Origin of the sequence: Bacillus sp. FSL L8-0167, from assembly GCF_038630295.1 — a bacterium.
In the GTDB taxonomy this organism is placed as follows: Bacteria; Bacillota; Bacilli; order Bacillales; family Bacillaceae; genus Bacillus; species Bacillus safensis.
Window position 1 is genome coordinate 1,165,417 of the sequence record NZ_CP152027.1, and the last position, 26,455, is coordinate 1,191,871.

The window sequence follows — 26,455 nt, forward strand, 5'->3', positions numbered from 1 at the left end:
AGAGGAAGGGGTAAGGGCTGATGGAGAAAGTGCTTTCTTCTCACGTCGGTTTGAAAATCAATGAATGGTATTATCATATTCAAAGATTTAACGTACCGGACGCCGAAGCATATAAAGAGGAAATCAAATCAATGCTTGATCATATGGAAGAAAATCAAGATTTATTATTGTATTTCTCACTCATGGAGTTCAGACATAAATTAATGCTTGATTACTTGAATCCTTTAGAAAATGGGAAAGAGCGGGCCAACTTCAAGGAACTCGCAATGAAGATCAAAAGAGACCAAGAGAAATTAACAGGATTGCTCGAGTATTATTTCAATTTTTTCTACGGCATGTATGAATTTGAAAACTATGAATACCTAAATGCGATTACCTTCTATAAACGGGCAGAAAAAAAGCTGTCTCTTGTCAGTGACGATATCGAACGGGCCGAGTTCAATTACAAGATGGCTGAAATCTATTACCACATGAAACAAACCCACATGTCCATGCACCATATCGCTCAGGCGATAGAATGCTATCGAGAAAAAGAGACATACACAGTAAGAGAAATACAATGTTCTTTTGTGATCGGATTAAACTATATAGATATGGGCTGCCCCGAAAAAGCAATACCCCATTTTCAACACGCACTAGAAAAAGCCGCCGACAACTCAACAAAACGATTAAAAGGATCAGCACTCTATAATTTAGGGTTGAGTTATTTTCATCATAATGAAATAGCCCAAGCAATTATACATTTTAATGACTCAATTCGAGCATTTAGAGAGCAGGGATACGAACATTTAAATAGAATCTTAGACCCGCTCATTATGTTGTCAAAAGCCTATTTCAAAAAGAAAGAAAAGGATTTAGGTAAGTATGCTTTAAATAACGGCATAGAACTATCTGAAAAGCTGAAAGACCATGTGCTGTTATTGATATTCAAATTTTTAAGATCACTATATGTTGACAACAATTTTGAGCAGTTGGAAAAAATAATGGAATCGCTAGAAATAAAGTCAATGTATCCTGATCTTGAAGATTTAGCAAAAGATGCTGCAAAATATTATAATGAAATGGGAGATAAAGACAATGCGATGCATTTTTATGAAAAGATTCTTTATTTCCAAACTCAAGTGAAGCGGGGGGACTGTCAGTATGAAATTTAAAACGTTATCAATAGTATTTGTGATGATCAGTGTCATCAGTATTGTTGGTTATTTTACATCTGAAGTGACAGCAAGTCATGATGAAGCTAGGAGAGGTCATACTGCAAGTATCGGTTATACTGCTTAAATAAAAAGCCCTTAAAGGGCTTTTTATTTTAAGATTGAATATATGCTATGAATAAAGAATATTTTTTCCATAGAAAAGATATTGAGGAGGAAGTAAAGTGACAATGTTAAAATCAACATTATTTCGAAGGATTTTCATTATATCTTTTGCTTTAACCTTTATGATTAGCCTGTTCAATATGGCTGTGTTTCCAGGGACGCCAGCGTCTTATTATGTTGGCCTAGTTTGTAAGATGTTGTTTATCAGTTTGTTAAATGGTTTGTTTTTTGGAACAATCATCTATTTGATTGGCGTCTTTCTCGGTGCTAAATCTTCAAAGGAAAATCAATAAAAAGTGAGCGGCTATAGTCTGCTCTTTTTTATTTGAAAAAATTTGATATCTAATGAAGAGAAAATGAGTTACTTCATGTACGATCTAGATCGTAAATCCAACATATGTATTTTTCATCATACATTACATTATTTTTAATATCCTACTGCATTCTATTTTAAAGGATGTTACCGTTGTTTGTAAGGAATGATTGGCCAGTCTTCCAATAAAAATTGGAGGGAAATCATGAATTACAAAATTGAAATGTTAACGAATATGAAAATGGTGTATATGAGAAATATCGGATCATATGGCAGCAAAGAGAATTTTGAGATGATGAAGAGATTGAAAAAATGGATTAAGCAACATCATTTAAATGATGAATTAAAGGAATATGGTATATATGGTGTTCCTCAAGATGATCCTGGAAAAATTCCATCAGAAAAATGCAGATACGACCTCATGCTTATGACAAATAGAGATTTCACAAAAGATCAAATGGTTCAGACTGGTCATTTTGAAGGAGGAAAGTATGCTGTGTTCACGGTGACACATACAATCGAAAAAGTGAATTTGTTTTGGAGACAATTGCCTCAAATGATCCAAAACAATCGATTAAACATGCGTCAGGCCCCTATAATGGAAAGGTATAGAGAAGAAGAAGGCGAAGATAAGGTGTGTGAATTCTTACTGCCTATCTTTTAAACACTTTATCAAACTGCAATGAAAACAGACCTCATATGGTCTGTTTTTATGAGTATTAAATGTTTAAATATTTTAGGACTCGTTCCTTTAAATATCGGTATTGATCCTCATTCGTATCTTGAAATGCTTCTTCTCGATTTGAAGGGACATCCATATAAACGATTTCCTCAGAGAATTGTGAAGAAGTAAAGTCGATTCTTTTTCCATTCACTACGTTGTAAAAGTGCCATCCGCTAGGTAATGCGGTCTTGTTTATTTTTCCGCCTAAAAGATCATGGACGACTAAAGAAGTGACACCGCATTGTCCATTGGCCGGGTTGTCTTCACTCCATTTTGAACTAGATTGAGAGGACCAGGCTTTATAAAGAGCATCAATGATTTCGTCTGTCGTGTAGAGGTTCATCATAAAAATCCTTTCTATTTAAAAGCGAAATGAATATAGTATCTGTTTAGTCTATAGTAGATTTTTTTTCGATCAAAATCCAGATGCTATACTTGATTAAACCAAAATAACAATGAGGGTCATGACAGGAGGAGCATGGAGTGATATTCATCATAGGCATTGTAATCGCTTTTATTGTTGCTATTTTAGGCTTTACTATTTTCGTAGATGTAGGTAATGGGCTGGGAACGGTTTTTAGCATCATCGGTGCAATGGTCATTTTATGGATAGCGGGTAGGCTGCAAAGGCAAAAAGAAAAGAATGATCCAAATATATTATTAGATAAAATGATGATGCTTTTTCAAGAAGACGGGTTTCAGGCTTCCACATACATCTTTTCACAAAATGTTGATAAAGGCTTTGCGATTGATGATGAGCGAAAGGTAATACGCTTTATTACACATCAACCTGGCCGCTCATCTCGAAAATTCAGGTTTGAAGTCACTGAGCTTTCCTTGAAAGAGTTGAAGCAAGTTGACATGTTAGAAGATGGTGTGTCGATTGAACAATCTGTTGAGAGTGATAATAATGAAGAGATCTCGACACTTGAATTGAGATTAACTATGAATGATCAGGAATCATCAACGATTACGCTCACCTTTCTGACATTTGATGTGCCTGTTCGTAAGAGCACTGCCGAATATTTGACTGAACGAGAAAATCTAGAGGAGATTTATCATGAAATTGATTCAATGATGAAATCTGCGAATTAATAAATGGCTGTTCATAAAGAAGAAATCACAATTTGAAGTGGTTTCTTTTTTTATGTCCATCAAGACAAAAGCTGGTTCAATCATTGCGGTTGAATGTTTTTCTCAAAAATGAATAAAGATAGACTAGACACGAAAACGAACATTGATATCGAAATGACTGGAGGAAACATACATGCAAAAGCTTTGCAGGGAAGTCTGGATCGAGGTCAATCTTGACGCGATTAAAAGAAATATCGAAGCCATTCAAGCGCATATTCCAAGGAAAAGCAAGATCATGGCTGTCGTAAAGGCAAATGCTTATGGACACGGCTCAGTTGAAGTAGCGCGGCAGGCGCTAGAAAGCGGTGCGACAGAGCTTGCGGTTGCCAGCTTGGAAGAAGGTATTGTATTGCGGAGAGCAAAAATTGAAGCACCGATTCTGGTCCTTGGATTTACCCCGCTCGACTGTGTGAAAAGGGCTGCAGCCTGGAGAATTGATCTCTCCGGCCTTCGAGAAGACTGGATTGTTCAAGCAAATGAGATCTTAGCGGAAGAAGAAAGTCAGCATCGCCTTGGGATTCATGTCAATGTTGACACAGGGATGGGACGATTAGGTGTACGGACAAAGGAAGAGCTGTTAGAGGTGGTGGAGGCGCTTGAAAAGAGTGAAAACCTGAGGTGGGATGGAATATTTACGCATTTCTCCACTGCGGATGAGCCTGACCCTGATTTCACACTAATGCAGCACAGCATATTTATTGATTTTCTTCGTTTCTTAAAAAAAGAAGGCATTACTTTGCCCACTGTACATATGAACAATACAGCGGCTGCCATCGCATTTCCTGAATTTAGCGCAGATATGATACGGCTAGGCATCGGACTTTATGGACTGTATCCTTCGCAATACATTGAGAGTTTAGATGCTGTTAAGCTAGAGCCCGCTCTCAGTTTAAAAGCAAGGATTGCATTCGTGAAGGAAATGGTGACAAAGCCAAGGACCGTCAGCTATGGGGCAACCTATGTAGCAAAACCTGATGAAGTTATAGCAACCATACCAATCGGTTATGCAGATGGGTACTCACGAGCATTATCCAATCGAGGATTTATGCTTTTCCGTGGAAAACGAATGCCGATTGCTGGCCGCGTCACCATGGATATGACGATGATCAGTTTAGGAGAAATGAAAGCAAAGCAAGGCGAAGAAGTCGTCATATATGGTCGTCAAAAGGGCGGAGAAATTTCTGTCGATGAAATCGCCGAAATGCTCAATACGATCAACTACGAAGTCATCGCCACCTTAAGCCGGCGCGTCCCAAGATTTTATCGTCGCGGCGGAAAGATTATTAAAATATCAACGCCGGTGATGTATGTGTGAGGGTAAATAACAGGTGCGATTTGAGGATATTTGTTCTGGTGTACAATGATAAAAATTAAATTTTATTACAAATATGTCGATAAAAGGAGGGATATTTAAGATATGGAGGAAAGAAACGATGAAAAAAGGTTTATTTTTAGTGCTTTTGACTATTTTTATGATGGTCACAATTCATCCGTTAAAAGCTCATGCAGCTGAGACAAATGGGTGGACGAAGCGGGCGGACTTACCGGAAGAGCGTATCGGAGCAAGTGTAGGAGTAGTTGATGGAAAAATATATGTATTTGGTGGAGCAAGTCAGCAATCAAAATTCAACGATGCAACATATATGTATGATCCTAAAACTGATTTGTGGACAGAAAAAGCAAGTATGCCTAGAGAAAGAACGGGCGCTGCTTACGCGACAGTAGGTAAAAAAATCTATGTTATTGGCGGTCTTACTGATACAACTAAAACAGTTCACAAAACCATCGATGTTTATGATACGGAACTAGATCAATGGACAGAAGAACCAATTAAGATGCCTGAGAAATTTATATATACATCTTATATAACTGGTTCCTTAAGAGCAGTTACAGTTGGAGAAAAAATTTATATAGTAGCATCTTTATCAAGCTCTCAAGTAAATTTTTATTCCTATGATACGGTAAGTGGAGAGTGGGAAAGCTTAGATAATTCTCAATTAGCTCCTCGTCAGGGTAGAAGCATTTCAGAGATAAATGGAAAGTTATATATTGCTGGTGGTGAGGCTAATGTTAGCCGAGCGAAAGATAAAGACATTTTAGAATATGATATGACGTTTGGTAAGTGGCAACGCTTAAAGGATATTCAATTAAATTCTTTTGCATATGAAGCTGCATATGCGACCGCCAATCATAAATTATTTATGATTGGCGGTCAGCAAATTGGAGATAGATCGAGTAAATTATTAAAACAAGTTCAGATATTTGATCCACAAACTAGTCAAGTTCAAGATTCTTTATATGAAATTCCTGAAGGTAGAGTTGGATCTGTAGCAGTTATTGCTGATGATCAATTATATGTTATTGGTGGAAGAGATTATGCTGAATCAATTGGTAGTCATTCTGTCAAAAACAATTTTAAATCTGTTATTTCTATTCAATTAAAAGATCTGCAAAAAGTGTCAAAGGATCAGGATGAAACAAAACCAGGTGATGGAACAAGCGAAGAACCAAAAGATCAGGACGGAACAAAGCCAGATGATGGCACAACCGAAGAACCGAAAGATCAAGACGGAACAAAGCCAGATGATGGCACAACCGAAGAACCGAAAGATCAGGACGGAACAAAACCTGGTGATGGTTCAACTGAAGAACCAAAGGATCAAGACGGAACAAAACCTGGTGAAGAAGCAGCAAAAGGCATACTTTCAATTACGATGATAAACGGGCTGCAAAAGGATTATCTGCTTTCAATGAAAGAAATCAACGATTTTCTTAACTGGTACAAAGAAAGAAGCTTTGGTATTGGTATGAACTTCTATGAAATCAATGATGAACACAATAAAGGTCCTTTCACAAGTAAGAAGGATTATGTCGTATACCAAAATATCTTAATGTTTGATATCAAGCAATACTGAAATTCATAAATGATAAAGCTGCTGATAAGAGATCAGCAGCTTTTATTTTGATAAATTTGTTAAAATTAGGATTAACGTCATGAAAAAATGTGATATCTTTTAAAAAATCTGCTAAACATCCTATAACCACATCCGATAATAGAATTGTCAGGGTTGATAAGCCCTAGAATAAAGGACTTTTTTCAGACAAGGACGTCTGTCAGGTCCCACATACATGGAGGTAATAGGAAATGAGAATTAACCACAATATCGCAGCACTTAACACATTAAACCGTTTGTCTGCAAACAACGGTGCGAGCCAAAAGAACATGGAGAAACTTTCTTCTGGTCTTAAAATCAACCGTGCAGGAGATGACGCTGCAGGTCTAGCAATCTCTGAAAAAATGCGTGGGCAAATCCGCGGATTAGAAATGGCGTCTAAAAACGCACAAGACGGTATCTCTCTTATCCAAACAGCTGAAGGTGCATTGACTGAAACTCATTCAATCCTTCAACGTGTTCGTGAACTAGTTGTACAAGCTGGAAACACTGGTACACAAGATAAAGGTACTGACCTTCAATCTATCCAAGATGAGATTAAAGCTCTACAAGAAGAAGTAGACGGTATCTCAAACCGTACAGAGTTTAACGGTAAAAAATTGTTAGATGGTACGTTTAAAGATACTGGTGATCCTGCAACTACAAAAAGTTTGACTTTCCAAATTGGTGCTAATGCAACTCAACAAATTGATGTTAATATCGAAGATATGGGTGCGGATGCAATTGGTGCAAAAAATGCTGGAGTAATTGTTGCTGGTCAAAGTGTTAAAGACATTGATGTGACTAAATTTGCAGATGTAGCTGCTGCTGCTGCAGGCGGTTTTGATGAGCAATTAAATATTGTTGATTCTGCAATCAACCAAGTATCTGCTCAACGTGCTAAGCTTGGAGCAGTTCAAAACCGTCTAGAGCACACAATCAACAACCTTGGTGCTTCTGGTGAAAACTTAACAGCTGCTGAGTCTCGTATCCGTGACGTTGACATGGCGAAAGAAATGAGTGAGTTCACGAAGAACAACATTCTTTCTCAAGCTTCTCAAGCAATGCTTGCACAAGCGAACCAACAGCCACAAAACGTACTTCAATTACTACGTTAATAACGGGCCCCTTTATGGGGCTTTTTTGTATTTATTAATTAAAAAATATGGATGATATTTAATTTTTTAATAAAATTTAGGAGTGGGGTATTAAGCGTAATTGTGAATTTAGACAGATAAATTCATAAATTAATCTTGAATCAAGCTAAACATCCTTTAAAATAAACCGATATTTTAATTGTTAGGGTTGTTAAGCCCTAGAATAAAGGACTTTTTTCAGACAAGGACGTCTGTCAGGTCCCATATACATGGAGGTAATAGGAAATGAGAATTAACCACAATATCGCAGCACTTAACACATTAAACCGTTTATCTGCAAACAACGGTGCGAGCCAAAAGAACATGGAGAAACTTTCTTCTGGTCTTAAAATCAACCGTGCAGGAGATGACGCAGCAGGTCTTGCAATCTCTGAAAAAATGCGTGGGCAAATCCGCGGATTAGAAATGGCTTCTAAAAACGCACAAGACGGTATCTCTCTTATCCAAACAGCTGAAGGTGCTTTAACTGAAACTCATTCAATCCTTCAACGTGTACGTGAACTAGTCGTACAAGCTGGAAATACTGGTACACAGCAAGGTGAGGATTTAACTGCAATTAAAGACGAAATGGATGCTTTAATTGAAGAGATTGATGGTATTTCTGATCGTACAGAATTCAATGGTAAAAAACTTTTAAATGGTGATTTTAAAGCTTCTACCCCACCAGTAAATACTGACCCATCTTTAGTTTTCCAAATCGGAGCTAATGCAACTCAACAAATCAAAGTGAACATCCAAGATATGGGTGCAGATGCTTTAGGTGTCGATAATGGAACTGGTGGTATCGTTGCAAACCAATCCATTAAAGATTTAGATGTAACAGCCTTTGCAACTAATGCAGCAGATGCTACAGATGTTGGTTTTGACACACAACTAAAAATTGTTGATTCAGCTATCAACCAAGTTTCATCTCAGCGTGCTAAACTTGGTGCAGTTCAAAACCGTCTAGAGCACACAATCAACAACCTTGGTGCTTCTTCTGAAAACTTAACAGCTGCTGAGTCTCGTATCCGTGACGTTGACATGGCGAAAGAAATGAGTGAGTTCACGAAGAACAACATTCTTTCTCAAGCGTCTCAAGCAATGCTTGCACAAGCGAACCAACAGCCACAAAACGTACTTCAATTACTACGTTAATGACAGGCCCCTTTATGGGGCTTTTTTTTATGTTTTTTTCTTCGCGTTTTCTCCAGTCTTATGATTCTTAAACCCCTGTTATAAATCATGAAAAATGACCTTTAAATTTGGAATACTCTAGCGAAACGACCATAGTGAATGAGACTTTATCCTTATTTATTCCTTTTTTGTTAAACATATTCCATAAATGTTCGATAAATGGATTGTAAGGCTTACAAAAAAATTCTAATTTAGAACTTTTGGATAAGGACGTCCAATTGGTTCAAACACATGGAGGTCATTTAACATGAGAATTAACCACAATATCGCAGCACTTAACACACTGAACCGTTTGTCTGCCAACAATGGTGCAGGGCAAAAGAACATGGAGAAGCTTTCTTCTGGACTTCGTATCAACCGTGCAGGAGATGACGCAGCAGGTCTTGCGATCTCTGAAAAAATGCGTGGACAAATCCGCGGATTAGAAATGGCGTCTAAAAACGCACAAGATGGCATTTCGCTTATTCAAACAGCTGAAGGTGCATTAACTGAAACACATGCGATTCTTCAACGTATGCGTGAATTAACAGTTCAAGCAGGTAACGTTGGGACTCAACAAACAGAAGATTTAACAGCTATTCAAGAAGAACTTACTGCTTTGGTTGATGAAATTGATGGTATTTCTCAGCGTACAGCATTTAACGGAAAGAATCTGTTGGATGGTAGCGTTGAAGAAGGATTCCAATTTCAAATTGGCGCAAACATTGAGCAAAATATCAAAGTACAGATTGGCAAAATGGATGCAGAAACTTTAACTGTAAAAGATATTGTAGTTAATGAAGAAGGCTTTAACTTTGACACCGAAGTAGCAAAAATCGACGCAGCAATCGGCGCTGTTTCTAAACAGCGTTCAGCTCTTGGTGCAGTCCAAAACCGTCTAGAGCACACAATCAACAACCTTGGTGCTTCTGCTGAAAACTTAACAGCAGCTGAGTCTCGTATTCGTGACGTTGACATGGCAAAAGAAATGAGTGAGTTCACAAAGAACAACATTCTTTCTCAAGCATCTCAAGCAATGTTAGCGCAAGCAAACCAGCAGCCACAAAACGTACTTCAATTATTACGTTAATGAAAAAGCCCCTTTGAGAGGGGCTTTTTTTATTTCATTCAAATGACAGAAAGTGCTCTAGACGAAAGTCAGGAACCGCTTCATGGAAAAAAGCTAGGTTGCCTTCATCGTTCTTTTGATCCCATTGCTTCCACCATTCAGCGGTTTCTCCAGAGGTGTCAGCTTGAATCATGTTGTGCAGCTGTTCTAAGTTGATGATTTCTCTTGGTTCTAATAAAAAAGAATGCATCCGGTGATATGCCTCAAGACATTCAGGCTGTTTTGTCACAATGGCGAATTGTACGTAGCGATTTAAAAATTCCTGTACGAACGTCAAGTGGGGGATGGTTGCTTCTCCTTTTAACTCGACACCGTCCCACGCCATATCAGCAATCGCACAAAGCCACCAGCCAAGTTCACTCGCTTGCTGCATTTGTTGTAATGTGTCCTTTTCAAAAGACAGCCGCTCATTTTTTTGTGCTAGTTTGAGCATACGGTCAAGTGTTTGTGCTTCGAGGGCTGCCTTTGTCATGCCCTGTCCATGAATGGGATCTAACGTACACAAGGCATCGCCCATCACCAATAATCCACTTGGCCAATCCTGCATGTGTTCATAGTGATGTCTCACGCAGGAAGGAACTCTAAATCCTTTTGGTTTTGTAAAGGGCGTTAAATGGGTGATGGCTTCTGCTATCGCGGGGTGGGTCAGTGCAGCGGTTTCTGAATCAAATTGATCAGCATCCGTTGTTGGATAATGTGAACCGCCAGCTGCAGAAAGAAGAACAGCCACTAAATCATGATCTACCCGTTCAAACAGTCCTGTTGGAATTTGCTTGTCTGGCTGGCCAACTACGACCATTGATTGCAGGGGTGGGGCCCCTGATGGTATGTGATAATATCTTGTGCTGTAGCCTAGAAACACATGTAACTCATCAGTCTTTGGTAAGGTCCATCCAGCGTCTTTCAGCCATTTTGGCAATTTGGACATTCTTCCAGACGTATCGATCACTAAGTCTGCTTTCATTTCATGAATGCTTCCAGGTTTTACTTGCCGGTTCTTCACGATGAGCCCCATGACCTGATTTGTTCCCTCTTTAAAATGAAGAGAGATGGCTTCATGTTTTTCTAAAAACTGCACACGTTCCTCTTTTACTATTCTTTGCATCAGCACCCACTCTAGCATTGCACGTCTTGTGACGGCGGTTTCTTCTGTATCAGTGAGCGTTAACTCGCCATCTTTTGTGATAAATCGAGAGGTTTGATGCATGGTATTAAATCCGTCCATTGCCAGTAACTCTTTTGTATAACCAGGGAATAGACGTTCAACGATTTGCTTGCCAAGTGGCAGCATTCTATGTGGATGAAAGGCTTGAGGAGTGCCAAGACGATTCTCAGGAGAGTCCGGCAGTTCATCCTTTTCAATCATCAATACTTGATGATAAAACGTTGATAAAACTTTTGCAGCGAGCATCCCGGTGATACCTCCGCCAATGACGATTGCCCGCTCATATTTCATGGGTTGTGTCACAACATGCGCCTCCAATGAATATAAAAAATGGTTACATGACCATTTCATCATATGCCGATTCATTAATTATAGCAAATTTACGTTTGAATATAGAAAGGAAAAGTACTTCTTTTTACTCGTAAATATGAAGAATTTCTTCTAATCATTATCATTATTTTAAAAAGTAACTGTTAATTTAAGAAGAACGACCGATAAACTATATAAGGGGGTAGAGAAATTGGATATACTACAGAGTATTGTGACAGCAGCACCTTATATGATGCAGATTTTAAAAAACGAAGTGACGATGGGTGTCATTGACTTGTGACAGAGTTTAGTGAAATTGTGGAACGGCTGACGAGCGTAAGTAAAGAAATGAAAGAATTCATGCAGCATGTAATGTCAACGTAAAAAACGAATCCAATTGGATTCGTTTCAGCGTGTAGACAAACCCTCGCTTTCTTTGTCAGTCCTGCGCGCTGGTGCTCACGAATGTTCAATTCGCTCCGCGCCAGTGCTCGTCCTTCCTAGACTGCAAAGGTTTTCTATCACGCTGAAAAGAAGACAAAGGGCTAAAATAAAAATCATTTTAGCCCTTTGTCAACAATTTGAAACGAATCCAAAAGGGATTCGTTTTTTTGATACGCTATTTTCTTTTGTTCCGGTCAAAGCGATAATCGTATGTTTCTCCCTTTACCACATTTAAAAATTCATGCCCAATTTGAACAAGCTGTCCATTTTTCCATTTGATGAGAGGGTCTTTATCAGGGTATTTCCAGTAAATCGTTTTCTTTCGGTGGGTGAGTTTGTTTTCAATTTCTGCTCTAACTGCGTTCTCCTTTAGTTTCCCTCCGCTATGTCGATAGGTGTTGATGATATATGTTCCGTCAGGTGATGTCATCGAGCGGATAAAGGTTCCGTGAGATACGCCTTGAAGAGAAAAGCATTTCCAGTAAATGATGCCAGCGAAGCTAAGGATTAAGATGACAAAGGTGATGGTGGTTTTCTTTTTTAACATGAATTCCTCCAGATGTAGATCACAATATTTCTAATTTATGAGAGAGAATGCAAAAAGATTCATATAGTCCAAAAGTTCTATTCATTTCAATTATCGGTCATTTTTTCTCAAAATTCAACAGATAGCCGAAAAGATAAGGAAAATTTAAGGATGTATTAAGTCGATAGGTCATGCAAAATCCCTTTACAAAAGAATTTAAGATCAGTAGACTTATGCTCATATAGAGAAATGGGGAAGATGGAATGACGCAAATCATTGATACATATCAAAGTTATGAAGAGCTTTCCGCTCATGAAAGAGAGGGAATCGACTATCAAATTCTTCACGAGCGGAAAGGTGACCAGCTTTTGGTTTTGTCCCCTCATGCTGGGGGAATTGAATCTGGCGTGAGTGAGCTCATTCATGAAATCGCAAGTGATATTTCTATGTATTTATTTGAAGGCCTTAAAGTGAAAGGCAATCATGTGCTTCATATTACAAGCACACGTTTCAATGAGCCGGTCTGCCTTTCTCTAGTGCATACCCATCATTACACGTTTGCGCTCCATGGCTACGGGGAAACGGAGGTGCTTCAAACATTAGTGGGCGGGACAGACAGAGAAAAAGCGGCAGAAACAGTGAAACGTTTAACGCTTAATGGATTTCCTGCAGTGCTGCTATCTGAATCTGATCGCTATTCAGGAACACACCCTCACAATATTAATAATCAATGTCTGACCGGAAAAAGTGTACAACTTGAAATCAGTCAGGCGCAAAGAAGAGCATTCTTTCAAGACTTCAGACGGCGCTATCGCCGTGAAACGCAAAATGAGCAATTTTATCGGTACACAAATGTACTCAAGCAAGTATTAAACCTTTATGGATAAACCCTGTCGCCCTATGCAGAAGAGGCTTACGTATGATAAACAGCTTCTTTTTCCGCGACCTTCTCGGCTTTCATTAAATAAGATGTAAACTCTTGTTGGAAGCGAATGCCTGCTTTCCGCTGTTCGAACAAGGCGAGCCGCTTTTCAGCGAAAGCCCAGGTGACGTGAAATGTTTGCGCAATGTGCAAAATGGCTTGCTGCCGAAGGTTTGGAAGCTTCATTTGCATCAGCATAAAGGTCGGCACACAAAAGTGATACATGAATTGTTTAGCCTGAAACTCTTGCAGTTCTCGAAAGAGTTTGTGCATCTTGAAATGATTGCCTGCATGCTTCAGCACATGACAAAGCTCGTGGGCAAAATCCTGCCATTGTTCCTCTGACGATAGAGATCTGTTTAATATAATACTGTAAAGACCTTGATGTTTGATCATCATGCTGCCAGTATCCTCATAGTGGACCCATACATGAAATTCAGAAGCGATCCTTTGCATGTCTCTATAAGCAGGACCGCTTATTTGTAATTTGGCATATAACCGCTTAATCTCTTCTTCTAAATGGGTTAAAAAACCAGTCATTTAAAAACCTCCAAGCAAACGTATGTTCTGTTTTTGGCGTAAAAGAAAAGTCCATATAGGACTAAATAGCTAATGAAGCTATTACTTACTTTTAATATCGGCTTATTTTTAACAATTTTAACATAAAATCAAGGGAAAATGGAATTAATTCCTGTTTTTTTCTTCATTTTTGCGTTTTCCATTACTAAAAAGAGTGGTTTGAATTCAAATTTTACCATAGTCTTATCACTAAAACAAACCTAAGTTGTCTTACGAACGCCACCAATTGATGAGAAAGATCAATTCAATTTAGCAAAAGGGAGTGCAGAACATGGTAGAAATTTATCAAGATTTTATTCCAGTTGGAAACGGGAACCGCCCAGGATACGCCATGACACCGATGTATGTGACGGTGCATAACACAGCAAACACGTCAAAAGGAGCGGATGCGAAAAGTCATGCGGCATATGTGAAACGCCCAACGACAGCGGAAAGCTGGCACTTTACAGTGGATGATCATGAAATCTTTCAGCATCTGCCGTTAAATGAAAATGGCTGGCATGCAGGGGACGGACATGGAAATGGGAACAGAAAGTCGATCGGCATTGAAATTTGTGAAAATGAAGATGGGAATTTCCAGCAAGCGGTTAAACATGCGCAATGGCTCATCCAAAAGCTGCTGAAAGAGCATAATATTCCACTAGCGAATGTGGTCACACATCAGCACTGGTCTGGAAAAACATGTCCGCGTCTGCTTCTCGCTACGTGGGATGAATTTAAAAAAGGAATTGAAACGGCAGGAGACCCTGAGACGGTCATTACGTATGTCGTCAAAAGCGGGGATACGTTAACGAGTATTGCCAAAGCTCATGACGTCACAGTTCAAGATCTTCAAAAGTGGAATAACATTAGCGACCCGAACAAGATTCAAATTGGACAGGTTCTCAAAATTTATCGAAACGATGGAAAAATGATGTATGAGCTGCCAGATGGGATTTTAAAGGTGACTTCGCCTCTAACGAAGGGAGAGCACGTACGCCACGTCCAAAAAGCGCTTGCTGCTGTTTATTTTTATCCTGATAAATCGGCTGCAGATAAAGGCATCGATGGTGTTTACGGAGAAAAAACGGCGAATGCCGTAGCGCGCTTTCAGCTGGTGAACGGTCTGACAAGTGATGGGGTATACGGTCCTAAAACAAAGGAGAAGCTGCTTAAACTGTTAAATCAGTGAGTGTTTCTGTTTGTATGATTGGATGGCTGTTTCACTCTCTTCAATTAAACGCTTAGTATATGGGGACGGCCGAAATTCGGCAAACTGAACATATCTCAGTTGTTTGATTTTCTTTTTCATTTTGGCACCTCAATCGTTGCAGCGTATAGTGTATTGTATGCAAGTCTATGTGAAAATGGAAGCAGGACGCGGATTTCGTTCCGCGTCCTTTAGTGTAATCAAGCCTTTTTATTTTTATACTCATCCAGAAGCTGTTCATTCTTTTTAAAAATTCGCTCAGTATGGGGGCTTACCTTATAATCGGCCATACTGATATGGCGTTTTTTCTTTAAAATCTTAAAAGGGTTTTTCTTAGGATTGTTGTTATCCCCTTGAAGTGCGTGGTCCATCTTCATCACCTTCCTCTTCGTCAGGCAAGATTAGGTCATAAATTGTTGTAAGTGATGTCATTAATAAATAGTCGAACTCCGTGACAATCTCATCGGAGGTGAGCTTAATGACAAAATGAGCATCTGCTACAGAAAATGGGATGAGCACCAAATGACCGAAATCATCGTAATATACTTCCTGCCTGTCAAGCTTCGCCTGAATAAGAGCCCGCTGGTCAAGTGTCCGAAGCAGGTCGTCTTTTTGTTCCTGCATATCGTATGGACAAAGCACCGCTTGAATATTCATCTTGTCGGCAAAAGAATAAATCAGCCGCTCAATTCCCTCTATATATGCCTCTACACTTCCATAATATACATGGATCGGTTCATTTTTCAATAGGTATTGGTACGTTTTTAGTTTATTGAGGTAAGAATGAAGCAGGTCGTTATTTTGTTCAAGGAGTTGATGGGTGTCGGTTTCCAGCTCATGATTTCCGAGTTTTTTAATATAGGAGCTAAGAAAGATGAAAGCATCAGTTAATGCGAAAAATACGGCAATGATCAAGTAGTGCATCCAATCAGTGAAGATAGAAGAGGGGTCATTTGTCCAGTACACAACAGCACCCGCTACATAAATCCAATACCACGTTTTACGAATGGCAAACATCTTTTCTTTTACTTTTTGTTCAAAGCGCCAAACCGCAAATACATACACAGCAAGAGCACCTAGCAATAACCATACAGTCAATTGAAAAAATAATAGCATGTTCTTCTCTCCCATAGACAGATGAATACTTGTTTATTTCTATGGATATGATTGGAAACCCTGCTTCATGAAAAAATGTCCTGCAGAAGGACGGTTTTAAGTGTGCGGGTAAATAAAAAAAGACCTGTCAGACAGGTCTTTGATATTAGAGAATCGCATTTAACACAAAGTATATAAGAGCTCCTAGAGTTCCTGAAATCGGTAATGTAATCACCCAAGTGACAAGCATACGTTTTGCTGTACCCCAGTTAACCCCTTTGACTCTGTGTGCAGAACCTACACCTAGAATAGAAGATGAGATAACGTGAGTCGTACTAACAGGTAAGTGAATAAACGTCGCACCGAAGATAATAGCTGCACCCGTTAAGTCGGCAGATACTCCGTTTACTGGACGAATTTTCATAATTTTACCGCCGACTGTTTTGATAATCTTCCAGCCTCCGATAGAAGTACCGAGTCCCATTGCAAGCGCACAAGAGAATTGTACCCAGAAAGGAATGTCATCTGTTGTATGCAAATTACCTGCAATTAAAGCCATCGTAATAATTCCCATCGCTTTTTGCGCATCGTTTGTCCCATGGGTATACGATTGCAGTGCAGCCGTTAAAATTTGAACACGTCGGAATTGTTTATTTGTTTTTGCGAGATTGTTGTTTCTAAATATAATTTTGATGATGGTATACACGATATATCCCAATACGAAAGCTAGGATAGGTGAAAGCAAAAGTGCTTGAATGATTTTAATGAATCCCGAATAGTTTAAAGCGCCAAAACCGGCAGAGGCAATAACCGCACCTGCAATTGATCCGATTAATGCATGTGAAGAACTACTCGGAATCCCGTAATACCAAGTAAGCAAGTTCCATGTGATGGCGGCAATTAAAGCAGCCAAGATCACAACAGAGCCGTTTTGAAGTGTAAATGGATCTGCGATATCTTTGGTAATGGATTTTGCCACACCTGTAAATGTCATTGCTCCTAAGAAGTTCATGAACGCTGCCATGATGATCGCATGTCTAGGCTTTAATGCCTTCGTTGAAACTGAAGTTGCAATGGCATTTGCTGTATCGTGGAACCCGTTAATGAAATCAAAAGCAAGTGCACAAATGACAATAAGTATGGTAAGGATGAGTAATGTGTCCATGTTTAACTAACCCCGTTACGCATTCTTCATAATGATTGTTTCTAGATTGTTGGCAACACTTTGACAGGAATCAGCGATTTCTTCAAGTGTTTCGTAAATTTCTTTGTATTGAATCACTTTAATTGGATCTGTTTCTTTTCCAAACAAGTTCTTTAATGATTTACGATGAAGATTGTCACAATTATGTTCAATCTCTTTGATCTTGATTGCGTGCGGATGAATATCTTTCAAGCGATTTTCAGCTAGTAGATCAATTGTGATTAAAATTTCTTTCGCACACTCTCTGATGTAGTGGCTGAATTTGTCGATATGTTCGTCAGAGCTTGTAATTGAGTAAATTTCTAATGTTGCGGAAAAATGCTCAATTCCATCTAAAACATCATCGAGGCTATTCGTCAATTGAAGAATGTCTTCACGTTCAATCGGTGTAATAAAGGCTTTGTTCAGCTCTTTAATCATGGTATGAACATGATTATCACCTTTTGTCTCATATTCCTTCAATGTGTCAGAAAATTCTTTCAGAGTGGTTTGATTTGTTACTTTATAGCTAACAAAATACTCAGCAGTTTCATCTAAATTTTTAGCAATTTCCGTTAACAAGACGGAAAACTTGTCTTTTTTCCTTTTTAACATGTAAAAACCCTCCATTGTATAAATGAGACAATGCACACATCAAATAATTATATATTCTTTTGTCGAAAAAAAACAGGTGTAGTCGAAAATTTCTTCACTTTTTCTATTTGATCTTATTCTGACCTAAAGATGTGATCTCAACACACCTTTTTCTAAAAGGCGAAAAGCCACGAAAAAAGCGGGCCATATTTGGCGCCGCTTAAAGGCTAAGAAGCTGAATGAATCAGCTTAAACCGTTCACAAACAAGAAGCATATCCTCTTTGAATTCTAAACCGTATGATTGGAGTGCTTCTGTGAAAAATTCTTTATGTTCTCTGTACCAATAGTCATAAGATAAGTCGCCTTCACCCTCTGCTTGTGCAAATGATACGGGGACTTCATTCATTGGCATGACATCTACATGTGTAATTTCAATGATGGCTTTTGGCTCTTCTTGGCTGTCCAAAATGACCGCATATTGTCCGGGTTGTGGAAGCGGCTCCTGTTCCTTTTCATAAAAAAGGTGTCCAGAACAAGTGGCTGTTTTTTTTCCTTGCTTTACAAGATCAAGCAAATGATCAGGATCTGAGCCGAATGCCCACGCCGAAACAAAAGCGTCAGCAGGTGCTTTTTCTGATTTCTCTTTCCAATAGTCTTCCCAAAATAATCTGCATTTGTTGTTCAATGTTTTTCCCCCTCTTTGTTGTGTTTATTATACCTTGAAGCTGAATCGTTGGAAATGATGTGTCTTTATTCCTAATGAGTGAGTGCGTCATATGTTTTGAAAAACAATGTTTGATTTGGGAAATGTAGGATGATAGGATGAAAATTTTTGAAATTTTAGAATAATCTATTGTATTCTGGTCAAGAAGTCGGTAAGGTCAAAGTAAGAATATGGAAGGGGTGTTGTTCATGAAACGCATTTCTCTAACTGTTTTGTCCATATGTCTGTTTGTTTTCTCGTTTTTTCTGCCTGTCAGCCAAGTCAATGCGAACGAATCTCATGGGAGTAAAGTAGCTGTAGGTAAAGATGGCATGGTGGCTACTGCTCACCCGCTGGCATCAGAAGTAGGTGCTGATGTATTGAAGAAAGGTGGAAACGCAGTGGATGCTGCTGTTGCCATCCAGTACGCACTGAATGTGACAGAGCCAATGATGTCTGGAATTGGCGGCGGTGGTTTTATGATGGTTTATGATGGAAAGACAAAAGAAACATCCATCATCAATAGTAGAGAACGAGCACCACAGGGCGCAACACCTGACATGTTTTTAACGGATGAGGGAAAAGTCATCCCATTTGCTGAGCGGTCCACACACGGTAATGCGGTTGGTGTCCCAGGGACAGTAAAAGGTCTCGAGGCAGCATTAGATAAGTGGGGAACCCGTTCGATGAAGGAATTGATTGAGCCTTCCATTCAGCTTGCAGAGGATGGATTTGAAATCGATTCTGTTCTGGCAAAAGCCATTGAAGATCATCAAGAAAAGCTGAAAAAAACGGCCGCAGCGCCAATCTTTCTTCCAGATGATCAGCCGCTCAAAGAAGGCGATCTGCTTGTACAGCCAGGTCTTGCGAAAACATTTAAGCTCATTGCAAAAAAAGGGAGCAAAGCATTTTATGAAGGAAAAGTAGCAAAAGCACTTGCAAAGACAGTCCAAGATTTTGGCGGAACGATGACAACTGATGACCTTGGTCGTTATGAGGTCAAGACTGACAAGCCTATCTGGGGGGACTATAAAGGATACCAGCTTGCAAGTATGCCTCCACCAAGCTCAGGCGGTGTGTTTATGCTGCAAATACTCAAAATACTAGATCACTTCAATCTATCACAATATGACCCCAAATCATTCGAAAAATATCAGCTGCTAGCTGAAACAATGCATCTCTCCTATGCTGACCGTGCTGCATATGCAGGCGACCCCGAATTCGTAGATGTTCCACTAAAAGGACTACTAGACGATGATTACATTTCAAAAAGAGCTTCTCTCATTCAATTAGATCAAATGAACAAAAACCCGAAAGAAGGAGATCCATGGGCGTATGAGGATGAAAAAAATCCATCCCCAATTGTCCCGCAGCCAGAAGATAAAACCATTGGCGAGACCACTCATTTTACTGTTGCCGATCAGTGGGGAAATGTCGTGTCATTCACAACAACCATTGAACAGTTATTTGGTACAGGAATTCTTGTTCCGGAATATGGATTTTTCTTAAATAACGAACTAACAGATTTTGACGCAAGACCAGGCGGAGCAAATGAAGTCCAGCCAAACAAACGTCCATTATCCAGTATGACCCCGACCATCATATTCAAAGATAACGAGCCGGTCATGACTGTGGGCTCACCTGGAGGAACGACCATTATTGCTTCTGTTTCACAAACGATCCTAAACTTGCTTGAATACGACATGGAGCTGCAAGATGCGGTGGAAGAGCCGCGGATTTATACAAACAGTCCAACTTCTTACCGTTACGAAGTAGGTGTTCCCCTTGATGTGAGAACGAAGCTAAATGACATGGGTCACCGTTTTGGCAGTTCACCTATTGATATAGGAAATGTGCAAGCCTTACTCATTGATCGGAAAGCAGGGACATTTACAGGAGTAGCTGACTCCTCAAGAAATGGAACCGCTGTTGGTGTCAATTTAAAGCTATCTGCCGATTAAGACCATTTCCCGGGAAAAGAAGCGCCTCTTCAAGATGGCGTTTCTTTTTTTGTTTAAATGAAAAAACAGAGTTGACACCTGTGAATAGTTTGAATAATATATAGACTAACATCAATCATACATAGCTGATCGGACAACCGAAGGCTCTTGGCAATTTGAAGTACAGAACTGTGATGTATTTCAGGTGGCTAAGGGTCTTTTTTGCGTGTGAAACGGCAAGGTTGGTGTCACTATTATTTGATAACGGGGAGCGGGATAACATGAAAAAGTGGAAATGGGTCTCTATCGTGACCATCATATTAGTCTTGGCTGTGACGAGTACTGCATGCTCAAACGCAAACGAAGCTTCAAAGCAAAAGGGAAAGGTTGAGCTGTTAAATGTTTCGTATGATCCTACACGTGAATTGTATCAGGAATACAATCAAGCCTTTCAGACGTATTGGAAAGACAAAACTGGTGAGGATGTCACGATCAAGCAGTCTCACGGTGGATCAGGAAAGCAGGGAAGATCGATTATTGACGGACTCGAGGCAGATGTGGCAACACTGGCTTTAGGGTATGACATTGATGCGATTGCAGATCGCGGAATACTTTCAAAAGATTGGCAAAAAGAATTTCCAAATCAGTCCACACCGTATACATCGACCATTGTGTTTCTTGTGAAGAAAGGGAATCCCAAAAACATTAAAGATTGGGACGATTTGATTCGGCCAGGTGTGTCCATCATTACGCCAAATCCGAAAACGTCCGGCGGTGCGAGATGGAATTACTTAGCTGCATGGGCCTACGCCGATAAAACATTTCATGGGAATGAAGAAAAAACAAAGGATTTTGTCAAAAAGCTATATGAACATGTCGAAGTCCTTGATTCAGGTGCACGCGGAGCCACAACGACCTTTGTTGAACGCGGACTTGGGGATGTGTTAATTGCATGGGAGAATGAAGCCTATTTAACGCAGCACGAACTAGGCAAAGACAAATTTGAGATTGTCACCCCATCAATTAGTATTCTAGCGGAGCCGCCTGTTGCGGTCGTTGATCAAAATGTGAAACGTAAAGGAACAGAGAAAGTGGCGAAGGCTTATTTAGATTATTTATATTCAAAAAAAGGGCAGGAAATTGCGGCGAAAAACTATTATCGCCCTAGAAATCAAGAAGTCCTAAACAAATATAAAGACCAGTTTAAAAAGATTGATATGGTGACGATTGATCAAGCGTTTGGCGGGTGGAGAAAGGCGCAGAAAAGATTTTTTGATGATGGCGGCTTATTTGATCAAATATACAGCGGACAAAAATAGGGGGCGATGTGATGAAGAAAGCACATGCAGCCGCCAATAAAAGAATACGTATATTGCCTGGATTTGGTCTGAGCCTTGGGGTGACGCTCGTTTATGTGAGTGCGATTGTCGTCATTCCTTTATCCATGGTATTTATTTGGACGGCTTCATTAGGAGCAGAGGGGATTTGGAAGGTTTTTACCGATGCAAGAGTATTGAAGTCGCTTCAGCTGACCGTGACGACTTCCTTTGCAGCTGCTCTCATCAATGCAGGGTTTGGTGTACTGATTGCCTGGGTTCTCGCCAGGTACACATTTCCTGGAAAGAAAATCTTAGATGCTCTCATTGATTTGCCTTTTGCTCTCCCAACCGCTGTTGCGGGTATTGCCCTCACCACCCTTTATTCTCCTAATGGATGGATTGGTCAATTTCTGCATATAAAGGTGGCGTACACACCGATTGGGATTATTTTGGCACTGATTTTTATTGGCATTCCATTCGTTATCCGAACCGTTCAGCCTGTGATAGAGGGGCTGCAGCAGGAAGTGGAAGAGGCTGCGGCGATTCTTGGTGCGACAAGGAGACAGACCTTTTTTCACATACTGCTGCCGGCCTTGTTTCCTGCGGTGATGACTGGATTTTCACTTGCGTTTGCAAGAGCGCTAGGTGAATATGGCTCTGTTGTGTTTATTGCTGGAAATATTCCGTTTAAAACAGAAATTACACCGCTGATGATCATGTCCAAGCTTGAACAATATGATTATCATGGTGCAGCAGCAATTGCATGCTTGATGCTGCTTCTTTCATTTTTCATTCTGTTATTGATTCACGGCATTCAGTGGTATGTTGAGCGGAAAAAACAAGTATACGTGAGGTGAAACCATTGGAGAGAGAGTTTAGTCATCAGCACCATATTCGGTATAAAAGTCCTGTAACCGAATCTAAAGCAGTGAAAATCCTATTGATTACGGTCGTGTATGCTTTTTTGATTTTATTTTTACTTATACCGCTGATCGCCGTTTTTTCAAAGGCATTTGAGAAAGGGTGGAGTTCATACCTTCTGGCCATCTCACATCCAGATACACTAGCGGCGATCAAATTGACCGTTTTCATTGTCGTCGTCACCTTGCCGCTTCAAATGATCTTTGGGGTGAGTGCTGCATGGCTTATCACAAAATTTAACTTCCGCGGAAAACGTTTGTTAACGACTGTGATGGACCTCCCGTTTGCCGTTTCGCCTGTGATTGCTGGACTTGTATTTGTGCTTTTATTTGGTTCAAACGGGCTTTTAGGACCTTGGCTTATGGCGAATGGATGGAAAGTCATTTATTCTGTACCAGGCATGATCCTAGCAACCATATTCGTTACATTTCCATTTATCGCTAGAGAATTAATCCCGTTTATGCAGCATGAAGGCATTCAGGAGGAGGAAGCATCGCTCACACTGGGTGCAAACGGATGGAAGACTTTTTTCTTTGTGACACTGCCGAATATCAAATGGGCTCTTTTTTACGGTGTCATCTTGGCCGGGGCAAGAGCGATTGGTGAATTTGGTGCCGTGTCGGTTGTATCAGGTCATATTCGAGGGATGACCAATACGATGCCGCTTCATATCGAAATTTTATACAATGAGTACCAATTTCAAGCCGCTTTTGCTGTGGCGTCTCTCATGGCGTTTGTGGCAGTCATTACTTTAATCATTAAGCAAATCATTCAGCAGAGGGATCACCGGCTTGGCAAGCGGTCAACATAAATGGAGGGATGTGCCTTGGGGATTACAGCAAAACAAATATCAAAACAATTTGGCCAGACAAAGGTTTTGCAAAACGTGAATTTATCGATAAGAAATGGTGAATTGATCTCTTTATTAGGACCGTCTGGCTCTGGGAAGACGACGTTATTAAGAATCATTGCAGGTCTTGATTACGCCAATAACGGGCAGATTTTATTCGGAGATCAGGATTACACACACATTCCAGTACGAAAACGGCAGATCGGTTTTGTGTTTCAGCAATATGCGCTTTTTCGAAATATGACGGTTTTTGATAATGTGGCATATGGACTGAAAATGAAACCTAGAGGAGAAAGACTGCCTAAAAAAGACATCAAAGAGCGGGTACATGAGCTTTTAGAGGTTGTTCAGCTTACGCAGTTTGAGCAGCGGTATCCAGAACAGCTGTCAGGCGGTCAAAAGCAGCGTGTAGCACTGGCGCGCGCACTTGCCGTTCAGCCCAAGGCACTCCTGCTGGATGAACCTTTTGGTGCACTTGATACAAAGGTGAGGAAAGAATTAAGGCATTGGCTGAAAAAAGTTCATCGTGACTTTCAAATGACCACCATTTTTGTGACACATGATCAAGAAGAAGCATTTGATATTGCTGATCGTGTTGTGGTGATGAATGAAGGAAGAATCGAAAAAGTTGGCACAAAGGAAGAAATGGCAGTGCAGACAGACAATCTATTTGTATCTGAATTTTTAGATATAGGAAGCCACATTTAACAAGCAGTATAGAAGATTAGAAGGAAGAGACGCGGTGATGACTGCGTCTTTTTTTATTTAAATTTCCCTAGGGACATTGACTTATAATTTTGAATATTATAATATCTTTACAAAGGTAACGGTATTGAACATTTTTTAGAACGCATAATTGTAAGCGCTTTATAAAAGGTTCTATTCTAAAAATGTTCTTTCTTTTTGTTACATGTGTTCATATTTATACCAAATGAAAGGGGTGGTTGTTTGAACAGCTTGTTTGAGTTAGATGAACAACTGATTAAGCTGCAGTTCGAAGCATCTTCGAGAGAGGAGGTGACCACATATTTAGCAGGGCGGTTAGAAGCTGGAGGTTACATTAAATCGAGCTTTTTACCAGCAGTGCTTGAAAGAGAAAAAACATATCCTACAGGCCTTCCACTTGCAGCCTTTGGGGTAGCGATTCCGCATACAGATCCTGAGCATGTGAACAAACCAGCGATTAGTGTAGCTACTTTAAAGGAACCTGTCATTTTTCATAAGATGGGAAGCCCTGATGAAACAGTGCAAGCCAAAATTGTGTTTGTCCTAGCAATCTCTGAGCCTAGCAAACAGCTTGTGATGCTGGAGAAGCTGATGACACTTTTTAGAAAAGAAGAAGTGATGACGAAGCTCTCTTATATGACATCTTATGAAGAAGCGGTTGACGTGCTTCAGCAAGAACTAAACCAATAGTCACTCACGAAATTATGTAAGCGCTTTATCTGAAAAATTCAGGAGGTGGATGTATGATCAAGCAAGCCGTCGATTTTATATTAGACCTTGGACCAACTATTATGCTCCCGATTATTATGACGCTTTTCGGTATGATTTTAAGGCAGGGCTTTAAGAAATCCTTCAGGGCCGGTATTACGATCGGAATTGGATTTGTTGGTGTCAATCTTGTCATTAATTTGCTCGTGAGCGGACTTGGGCCAGCAGCAAAAGCCATGGTTAATTCCCTTGGGCTAAAGCTCGATATTTTGGATGTTGGATGGCCGATTGGAGCTGCCATATCCTTTGGTACACCCGTTGCCCCGCTCATGATTCCTCTTGTGCTTTTATTAAATGTCATCTTATTGTCTGTAAACTTTACGAAAACGCTGAATGTGGATATTTGGAACTTCTGGCATTTGATTTTCGCAGCCTCTGTTACTTACTACGCTTATCATAATATGTTCTTGGCTCTTGCTGTTGGCTTGATCGTCTCTGCGATCACGCTAAAGTTAGCCGATTGGACGGCGCCGACAATCGAACACCATTTCGGTTTAAAAGGCGTATCGATGGCTCATGCGGAAACGGTCAACTTCGCCCCGCTCATGTATGCGTCCAACCGCGTCATTGATAAGATTCCTGGTTTAAACAAAATTCATGCTGATCCAGAAACATTGAAGAAACGCTTTGGCATTTTTGGCGAACCGCTTGTGATGGGTCTCATACTTGGTATCATTATTGGTCTTCTCGGCGGCTATGATGCAAAAGGCGTGATGACGCTCGGTATTCAAATGGCGGCAGTTCTTGTCTTAATGCCAAGAATGGTTGCGTTATTAATGGAAGGACTGATTCCAATCTCTGAGGGCGCTCGTTCTTATATTCAAAAGCGTTTCCCTGGGAAAAATGTCTATATTGGTTTAGATACAGCGATTGTGATTGGTCATCCAGCGAATATGGCGGTAGCCCTTTTAATGGTGCCGATTACGATTTTGCTAGCAGTTGTTCTCCCTTACAATGGCATGCTCCCGTTTGCTGACTTATCGGTTCTGCCATTTACAGTTGTCTGGGCAGTAGCAGCCGCTCGTGGAAATATTATTCGCGGCCTTATTAACAGTATTTTTACATTAATGATTGTCTTCTTTATCGCAACGAACCTTGCTCCGCTTGCGACAACCATGGGGAAAGCAGTCGGCTTTGATTTCCCAGAAGGGGCAAACATGATTTCAGGTATTGATCTTGGTTCTCACGTCATTCCTTGGATCATGGTGAGACTTCTTGATCCGAGCAACCCTTACTTTATTGCAGCCATCATCTGTGCTCTGGCTTATGGGCTTCTATGGTACTGGGTGCGAAATGATATTAAAAAGCAGTATGCAAAAGAAATGGGCTTAGATCAGAAAGAACAATAAATGAGCTG

At 40.1% G+C, this 26,455-nt stretch carries 28 protein-coding genes; 19 read left to right on the forward strand and 9 right to left on the reverse strand.

All coding sequences use genetic code 11. From position 1 onward, the window contains the following. Positions 1-20: 20 nt before the first annotated feature. The 4 genes from MHB66_RS05895 to MHB66_RS05910 all read left to right on the forward strand — a co-directional run bounded on the left by MHB66_RS05895 (position 21) and on the right by MHB66_RS05910 (position 2,296). Positions 21-1,154: a Rap family tetratricopeptide repeat protein gene (locus MHB66_RS05895; RefSeq protein WP_046310635.1), complete on the forward strand. Its 1,134-nt coding sequence runs from the start codon at positions 21-23 to the stop codon at positions 1,152-1,154. Continuing rightward, entirely contained in the window at positions 1,144-1,281 is a 138-nt protein-coding gene (locus MHB66_RS05900; protein WP_120207245.1) for an aspartate phosphatase, read from the forward strand. Before MHB66_RS05895 ends, MHB66_RS05900 begins: the two co-directional genes overlap by 11 nt. 97 nt (positions 1,282-1,378) lie before the next feature. Further along, the gene (locus tag MHB66_RS05905; protein ID WP_041105908.1) at positions 1,379-1,612 is read left to right on the forward strand and encodes a hypothetical protein; all 234 of its coding nucleotides are present in this window, start codon (positions 1,379-1,381) and stop codon (positions 1,610-1,612) included. Positions 1,613-1,837: 225 nt separating this feature from the next. Next, positions 1,838-2,296, forward strand: coding sequence for a GyrI-like domain-containing protein (locus MHB66_RS05910; protein ID WP_034284291.1), 459 nt, complete (start codon positions 1,838-1,840; stop codon positions 2,294-2,296). 55 nt (positions 2,297-2,351) lie between these two features. Here MHB66_RS05910 and MHB66_RS05915 read toward each other — a convergent pair whose 3' ends face one another. Further along, on the reverse strand, positions 2,352-2,699 hold the full coding sequence (locus MHB66_RS05915; RefSeq protein ID WP_108909024.1) for a hypothetical protein: 348 nt from the start codon (positions 2,697-2,699) through the stop codon (positions 2,352-2,354). A gap of 140 nt (positions 2,700-2,839) precedes the next feature. Between MHB66_RS05915 and MHB66_RS05920 the strand changes: the two genes are divergently transcribed. The 6 genes from MHB66_RS05920 (at position 2,840) to hag (MHB66_RS05945) (ending at position 9,825) form a co-directional block, all read left to right on the forward strand. Beyond that, positions 2,840-3,451: a GlsB/YeaQ/YmgE family stress response membrane protein gene (locus tag MHB66_RS05920; protein WP_046310654.1), complete on the forward strand. Its 612-nt coding sequence runs from the start codon at positions 2,840-2,842 to the stop codon at positions 3,449-3,451. 172 nt (positions 3,452-3,623) lie between these two features. Then, positions 3,624-4,805 (forward strand): alanine racemase, encoded by a 1,182-nt coding sequence (alr, locus tag MHB66_RS05925; protein WP_046310657.1) that lies wholly within the window; start codon positions 3,624-3,626, stop codon positions 4,803-4,805. 118 nt (positions 4,806-4,923) lie between these two features. After that, entirely contained in the window at positions 4,924-6,405 is a 1,482-nt protein-coding gene (locus MHB66_RS05930; protein WP_046310659.1) for a kelch repeat-containing protein, read from the forward strand. Positions 6,406-6,635: 230 nt separating this feature from the next. Next, the gene (hag, locus tag MHB66_RS05935) at positions 6,636-7,541 is read left to right on the forward strand and encodes a flagellin Hag (RefSeq protein WP_046310661.1); all 906 of its coding nucleotides are present in this window, start codon (positions 6,636-6,638) and stop codon (positions 7,539-7,541) included. A gap of 264 nt (positions 7,542-7,805) precedes the next feature. Further along, positions 7,806-8,717, forward strand: coding sequence for a flagellin Hag (gene hag, locus MHB66_RS05940; RefSeq protein ID WP_041116353.1), 912 nt, complete (start codon positions 7,806-7,808; stop codon positions 8,715-8,717). A gap of 286 nt (positions 8,718-9,003) precedes the next feature. Further along, positions 9,004-9,825: a flagellin Hag gene (gene hag, locus MHB66_RS05945; RefSeq protein ID WP_046310665.1), complete on the forward strand. Its 822-nt coding sequence runs from the start codon at positions 9,004-9,006 to the stop codon at positions 9,823-9,825. Between the two features lie 34 nt (positions 9,826-9,859). Here the strand turns inward: hag (MHB66_RS05945) and MHB66_RS05950 are convergent, their stop codons facing one another. Both MHB66_RS05950 and MHB66_RS05955 read right to left on the reverse strand, forming a co-directional pair. Next, positions 9,860-11,332, reverse strand: coding sequence for an FAD-dependent monooxygenase (locus MHB66_RS05950; protein WP_052712385.1), 1,473 nt, complete (start codon positions 11,330-11,332; stop codon positions 9,860-9,862). Positions 11,333-11,957: 625 nt separating this feature from the next. Further along, positions 11,958-12,329, reverse strand: coding sequence for a DUF5412 domain-containing protein (locus MHB66_RS05955; RefSeq protein ID WP_024426772.1), 372 nt, complete (start codon positions 12,327-12,329; stop codon positions 11,958-11,960). 242 nt (positions 12,330-12,571) lie between these two features. On the opposite strand from MHB66_RS05955, the gene MHB66_RS05960 reads away from it, so the two are divergent. After that, positions 12,572-13,195, forward strand: coding sequence for a poly-gamma-glutamate hydrolase family protein (locus tag MHB66_RS05960; protein WP_025093452.1), 624 nt, complete (start codon positions 12,572-12,574; stop codon positions 13,193-13,195). A gap of 26 nt (positions 13,196-13,221) precedes the next feature. Here MHB66_RS05960 and MHB66_RS05965 read toward each other — a convergent pair whose 3' ends face one another. Next, positions 13,222-13,770, reverse strand: coding sequence for an ImmA/IrrE family metallo-endopeptidase (locus tag MHB66_RS05965; protein ID WP_046310670.1), 549 nt, complete (start codon positions 13,768-13,770; stop codon positions 13,222-13,224). Between the two features lie 310 nt (positions 13,771-14,080). Between MHB66_RS05965 and MHB66_RS05970 the strand changes: the two genes are divergently transcribed. Then, positions 14,081-14,980, forward strand: a complete 900-nt coding sequence (locus MHB66_RS05970; protein ID WP_046310673.1) for an N-acetylmuramoyl-L-alanine amidase — start codon at positions 14,081-14,083, stop codon at positions 14,978-14,980. Positions 14,981-15,198: 218 nt separating this feature from the next. Here the strand turns inward: MHB66_RS05970 and MHB66_RS05975 are convergent, their stop codons facing one another. The 5 genes from MHB66_RS05975 to MHB66_RS05995 form a co-directional block, all read right to left on the reverse strand. Then, complete coding sequence (locus tag MHB66_RS05975) at positions 15,199-15,375, reverse strand: type II toxin-antitoxin system SpoIISB family antitoxin (protein ID WP_080652934.1); 177 nt, start codon at positions 15,373-15,375, stop codon at positions 15,199-15,201. Next, complete coding sequence (locus tag MHB66_RS05980; RefSeq protein WP_024424960.1) at positions 15,344-16,114, reverse strand: type II toxin-antitoxin system SpoIISA family toxin; 771 nt, start codon at positions 16,112-16,114, stop codon at positions 15,344-15,346. Before MHB66_RS05980 ends, MHB66_RS05975 begins: the two co-directional genes overlap by 32 nt. A 145-nt stretch (positions 16,115-16,259) precedes the next feature. Next, on the reverse strand, positions 16,260-17,258 hold the full coding sequence (locus MHB66_RS05985; protein ID WP_017359158.1) for an inorganic phosphate transporter: 999 nt from the start codon (positions 17,256-17,258) through the stop codon (positions 16,260-16,262). Between the two features lie 15 nt (positions 17,259-17,273). Continuing rightward, complete coding sequence (locus MHB66_RS05990; RefSeq protein WP_024426775.1) at positions 17,274-17,891, reverse strand: DUF47 domain-containing protein; 618 nt, start codon at positions 17,889-17,891, stop codon at positions 17,274-17,276. Between the two features lie 206 nt (positions 17,892-18,097). Then, on the reverse strand, positions 18,098-18,556 hold the full coding sequence (locus tag MHB66_RS05995) for an ASCH domain-containing protein (protein WP_024424958.1): 459 nt from the start codon (positions 18,554-18,556) through the stop codon (positions 18,098-18,100). Between the two features lie 227 nt (positions 18,557-18,783). On the opposite strand from MHB66_RS05995, the gene ggt reads away from it, so the two are divergent. From ggt to MHB66_RS06030, 7 genes are all read left to right on the forward strand, one after another. Next, positions 18,784-20,535 carry a gamma-glutamyltransferase gene (gene ggt / locus MHB66_RS06000; RefSeq protein WP_034281472.1) on the forward strand — a complete coding sequence of 584 codons (1,752 nt, stop codon included), beginning with the start codon at positions 18,784-18,786 and terminating at the stop codon, positions 20,533-20,535. Positions 20,536-20,795: 260 nt separating this feature from the next. Next, on the forward strand, positions 20,796-21,833 hold the full coding sequence (locus MHB66_RS06005; RefSeq protein ID WP_046310679.1) for a sulfate ABC transporter substrate-binding protein: 1,038 nt from the start codon (positions 20,796-20,798) through the stop codon (positions 21,831-21,833). 11 nt (positions 21,834-21,844) lie between these two features. Beyond that, positions 21,845-22,690 (forward strand): sulfate ABC transporter permease subunit CysT, encoded by an 846-nt coding sequence (gene cysT / locus MHB66_RS06010; RefSeq protein ID WP_046310682.1) that lies wholly within the window; start codon positions 21,845-21,847, stop codon positions 22,688-22,690. A 5-nt stretch (positions 22,691-22,695) separates the two neighbouring features. Further along, positions 22,696-23,565 carry a sulfate ABC transporter permease subunit CysW gene (gene cysW, locus MHB66_RS06015; protein ID WP_046310684.1) on the forward strand — a complete coding sequence of 290 codons (870 nt, stop codon included), beginning with the start codon at positions 22,696-22,698 and terminating at the stop codon, positions 23,563-23,565. Positions 23,566-23,580: 15 nt separating this feature from the next. Further along, complete coding sequence (cysA, locus tag MHB66_RS06020; protein WP_052712386.1) at positions 23,581-24,312, forward strand: sulfate ABC transporter ATP-binding protein; 732 nt, start codon at positions 23,581-23,583, stop codon at positions 24,310-24,312. 240 nt (positions 24,313-24,552) lie between these two features. Further along, positions 24,553-25,020: a PTS sugar transporter subunit IIA gene (locus MHB66_RS06025; RefSeq protein ID WP_041105930.1), complete on the forward strand. Its 468-nt coding sequence runs from the start codon at positions 24,553-24,555 to the stop codon at positions 25,018-25,020. A 53-nt stretch (positions 25,021-25,073) separates the two neighbouring features. Beyond that, the gene (locus tag MHB66_RS06030) at positions 25,074-26,447 is read left to right on the forward strand and encodes a PTS transporter subunit IIC (protein WP_034281477.1); all 1,374 of its coding nucleotides are present in this window, start codon (positions 25,074-25,076) and stop codon (positions 26,445-26,447) included. Positions 26,448-26,455: the final 8 nt, after the last annotated feature.

Coding starts and splice junctions, on each gene's coding strand:
- MHB66_RS05895 (WP_046310635.1), top strand. CDS start 21: ATGGAGAAAGTGCTTTCTTCTCACGTCGGTTTGAAAATCAATGAATGG.
- MHB66_RS05900 (WP_120207245.1), top strand. CDS start 1,144: ATGAAATTTAAAACGTTATCAATAGTATTTGTGATGATCAGTGTCATC.
- MHB66_RS05910 (WP_034284291.1), top strand. CDS start 1,838: ATGAATTACAAAATTGAAATGTTAACGAATATGAAAATGGTGTATATG.
- MHB66_RS05915 (WP_108909024.1), bottom strand. CDS start 2,699: ATGAACCTCTACACGACAGACGAAATCATTGATGCTCTTTATAAAGCC.
- alr (WP_046310657.1), top strand. CDS start 3,624: ATGCAAAAGCTTTGCAGGGAAGTCTGGATCGAGGTCAATCTTGACGCG.
- MHB66_RS05930 (WP_046310659.1), top strand. CDS start 4,924: ATGAAAAAAGGTTTATTTTTAGTGCTTTTGACTATTTTTATGATGGTC.
- hag (WP_046310661.1), top strand. CDS start 6,636: ATGAGAATTAACCACAATATCGCAGCACTTAACACATTAAACCGTTTG.
- hag (WP_041116353.1), top strand. CDS start 7,806: ATGAGAATTAACCACAATATCGCAGCACTTAACACATTAAACCGTTTA.
- hag (WP_046310665.1), top strand. CDS start 9,004: ATGAGAATTAACCACAATATCGCAGCACTTAACACACTGAACCGTTTG.
- MHB66_RS05955 (WP_024426772.1), bottom strand. CDS start 12,329: ATGTTAAAAAAGAAAACCACCATCACCTTTGTCATCTTAATCCTTAGC.
- MHB66_RS05960 (WP_025093452.1), top strand. CDS start 12,572: ATGACGCAAATCATTGATACATATCAAAGTTATGAAGAGCTTTCCGCT.
- MHB66_RS05965 (WP_046310670.1), bottom strand. CDS start 13,770: ATGACTGGTTTTTTAACCCATTTAGAAGAAGAGATTAAGCGGTTATAT.
- MHB66_RS05970 (WP_046310673.1), top strand. CDS start 14,081: ATGGTAGAAATTTATCAAGATTTTATTCCAGTTGGAAACGGGAACCGC.
- MHB66_RS05975 (WP_080652934.1), bottom strand. CDS start 15,375: ATGAAGATGGACCACGCACTTCAAGGGGATAACAACAATCCTAAGAAA.
- MHB66_RS05980 (WP_024424960.1), bottom strand. CDS start 16,114: ATGCTATTATTTTTTCAATTGACTGTATGGTTATTGCTAGGTGCTCTT.
- MHB66_RS05985 (WP_017359158.1), bottom strand. CDS start 17,258: ATGGACACATTACTCATCCTTACCATACTTATTGTCATTTGTGCACTT.
- MHB66_RS05990 (WP_024426775.1), bottom strand. CDS start 17,891: ATGTTAAAAAGGAAAAAAGACAAGTTTTCCGTCTTGTTAACGGAAATT.
- ggt (WP_034281472.1), top strand. CDS start 18,784: ATGAAACGCATTTCTCTAACTGTTTTGTCCATATGTCTGTTTGTTTTC.
- MHB66_RS06005 (WP_046310679.1), top strand. CDS start 20,796: ATGAAAAAGTGGAAATGGGTCTCTATCGTGACCATCATATTAGTCTTG.
- cysT (WP_046310682.1), top strand. CDS start 21,845: ATGAAGAAAGCACATGCAGCCGCCAATAAAAGAATACGTATATTGCCT.
- MHB66_RS06030 (WP_034281477.1), top strand. CDS start 25,074: ATGATCAAGCAAGCCGTCGATTTTATATTAGACCTTGGACCAACTATT.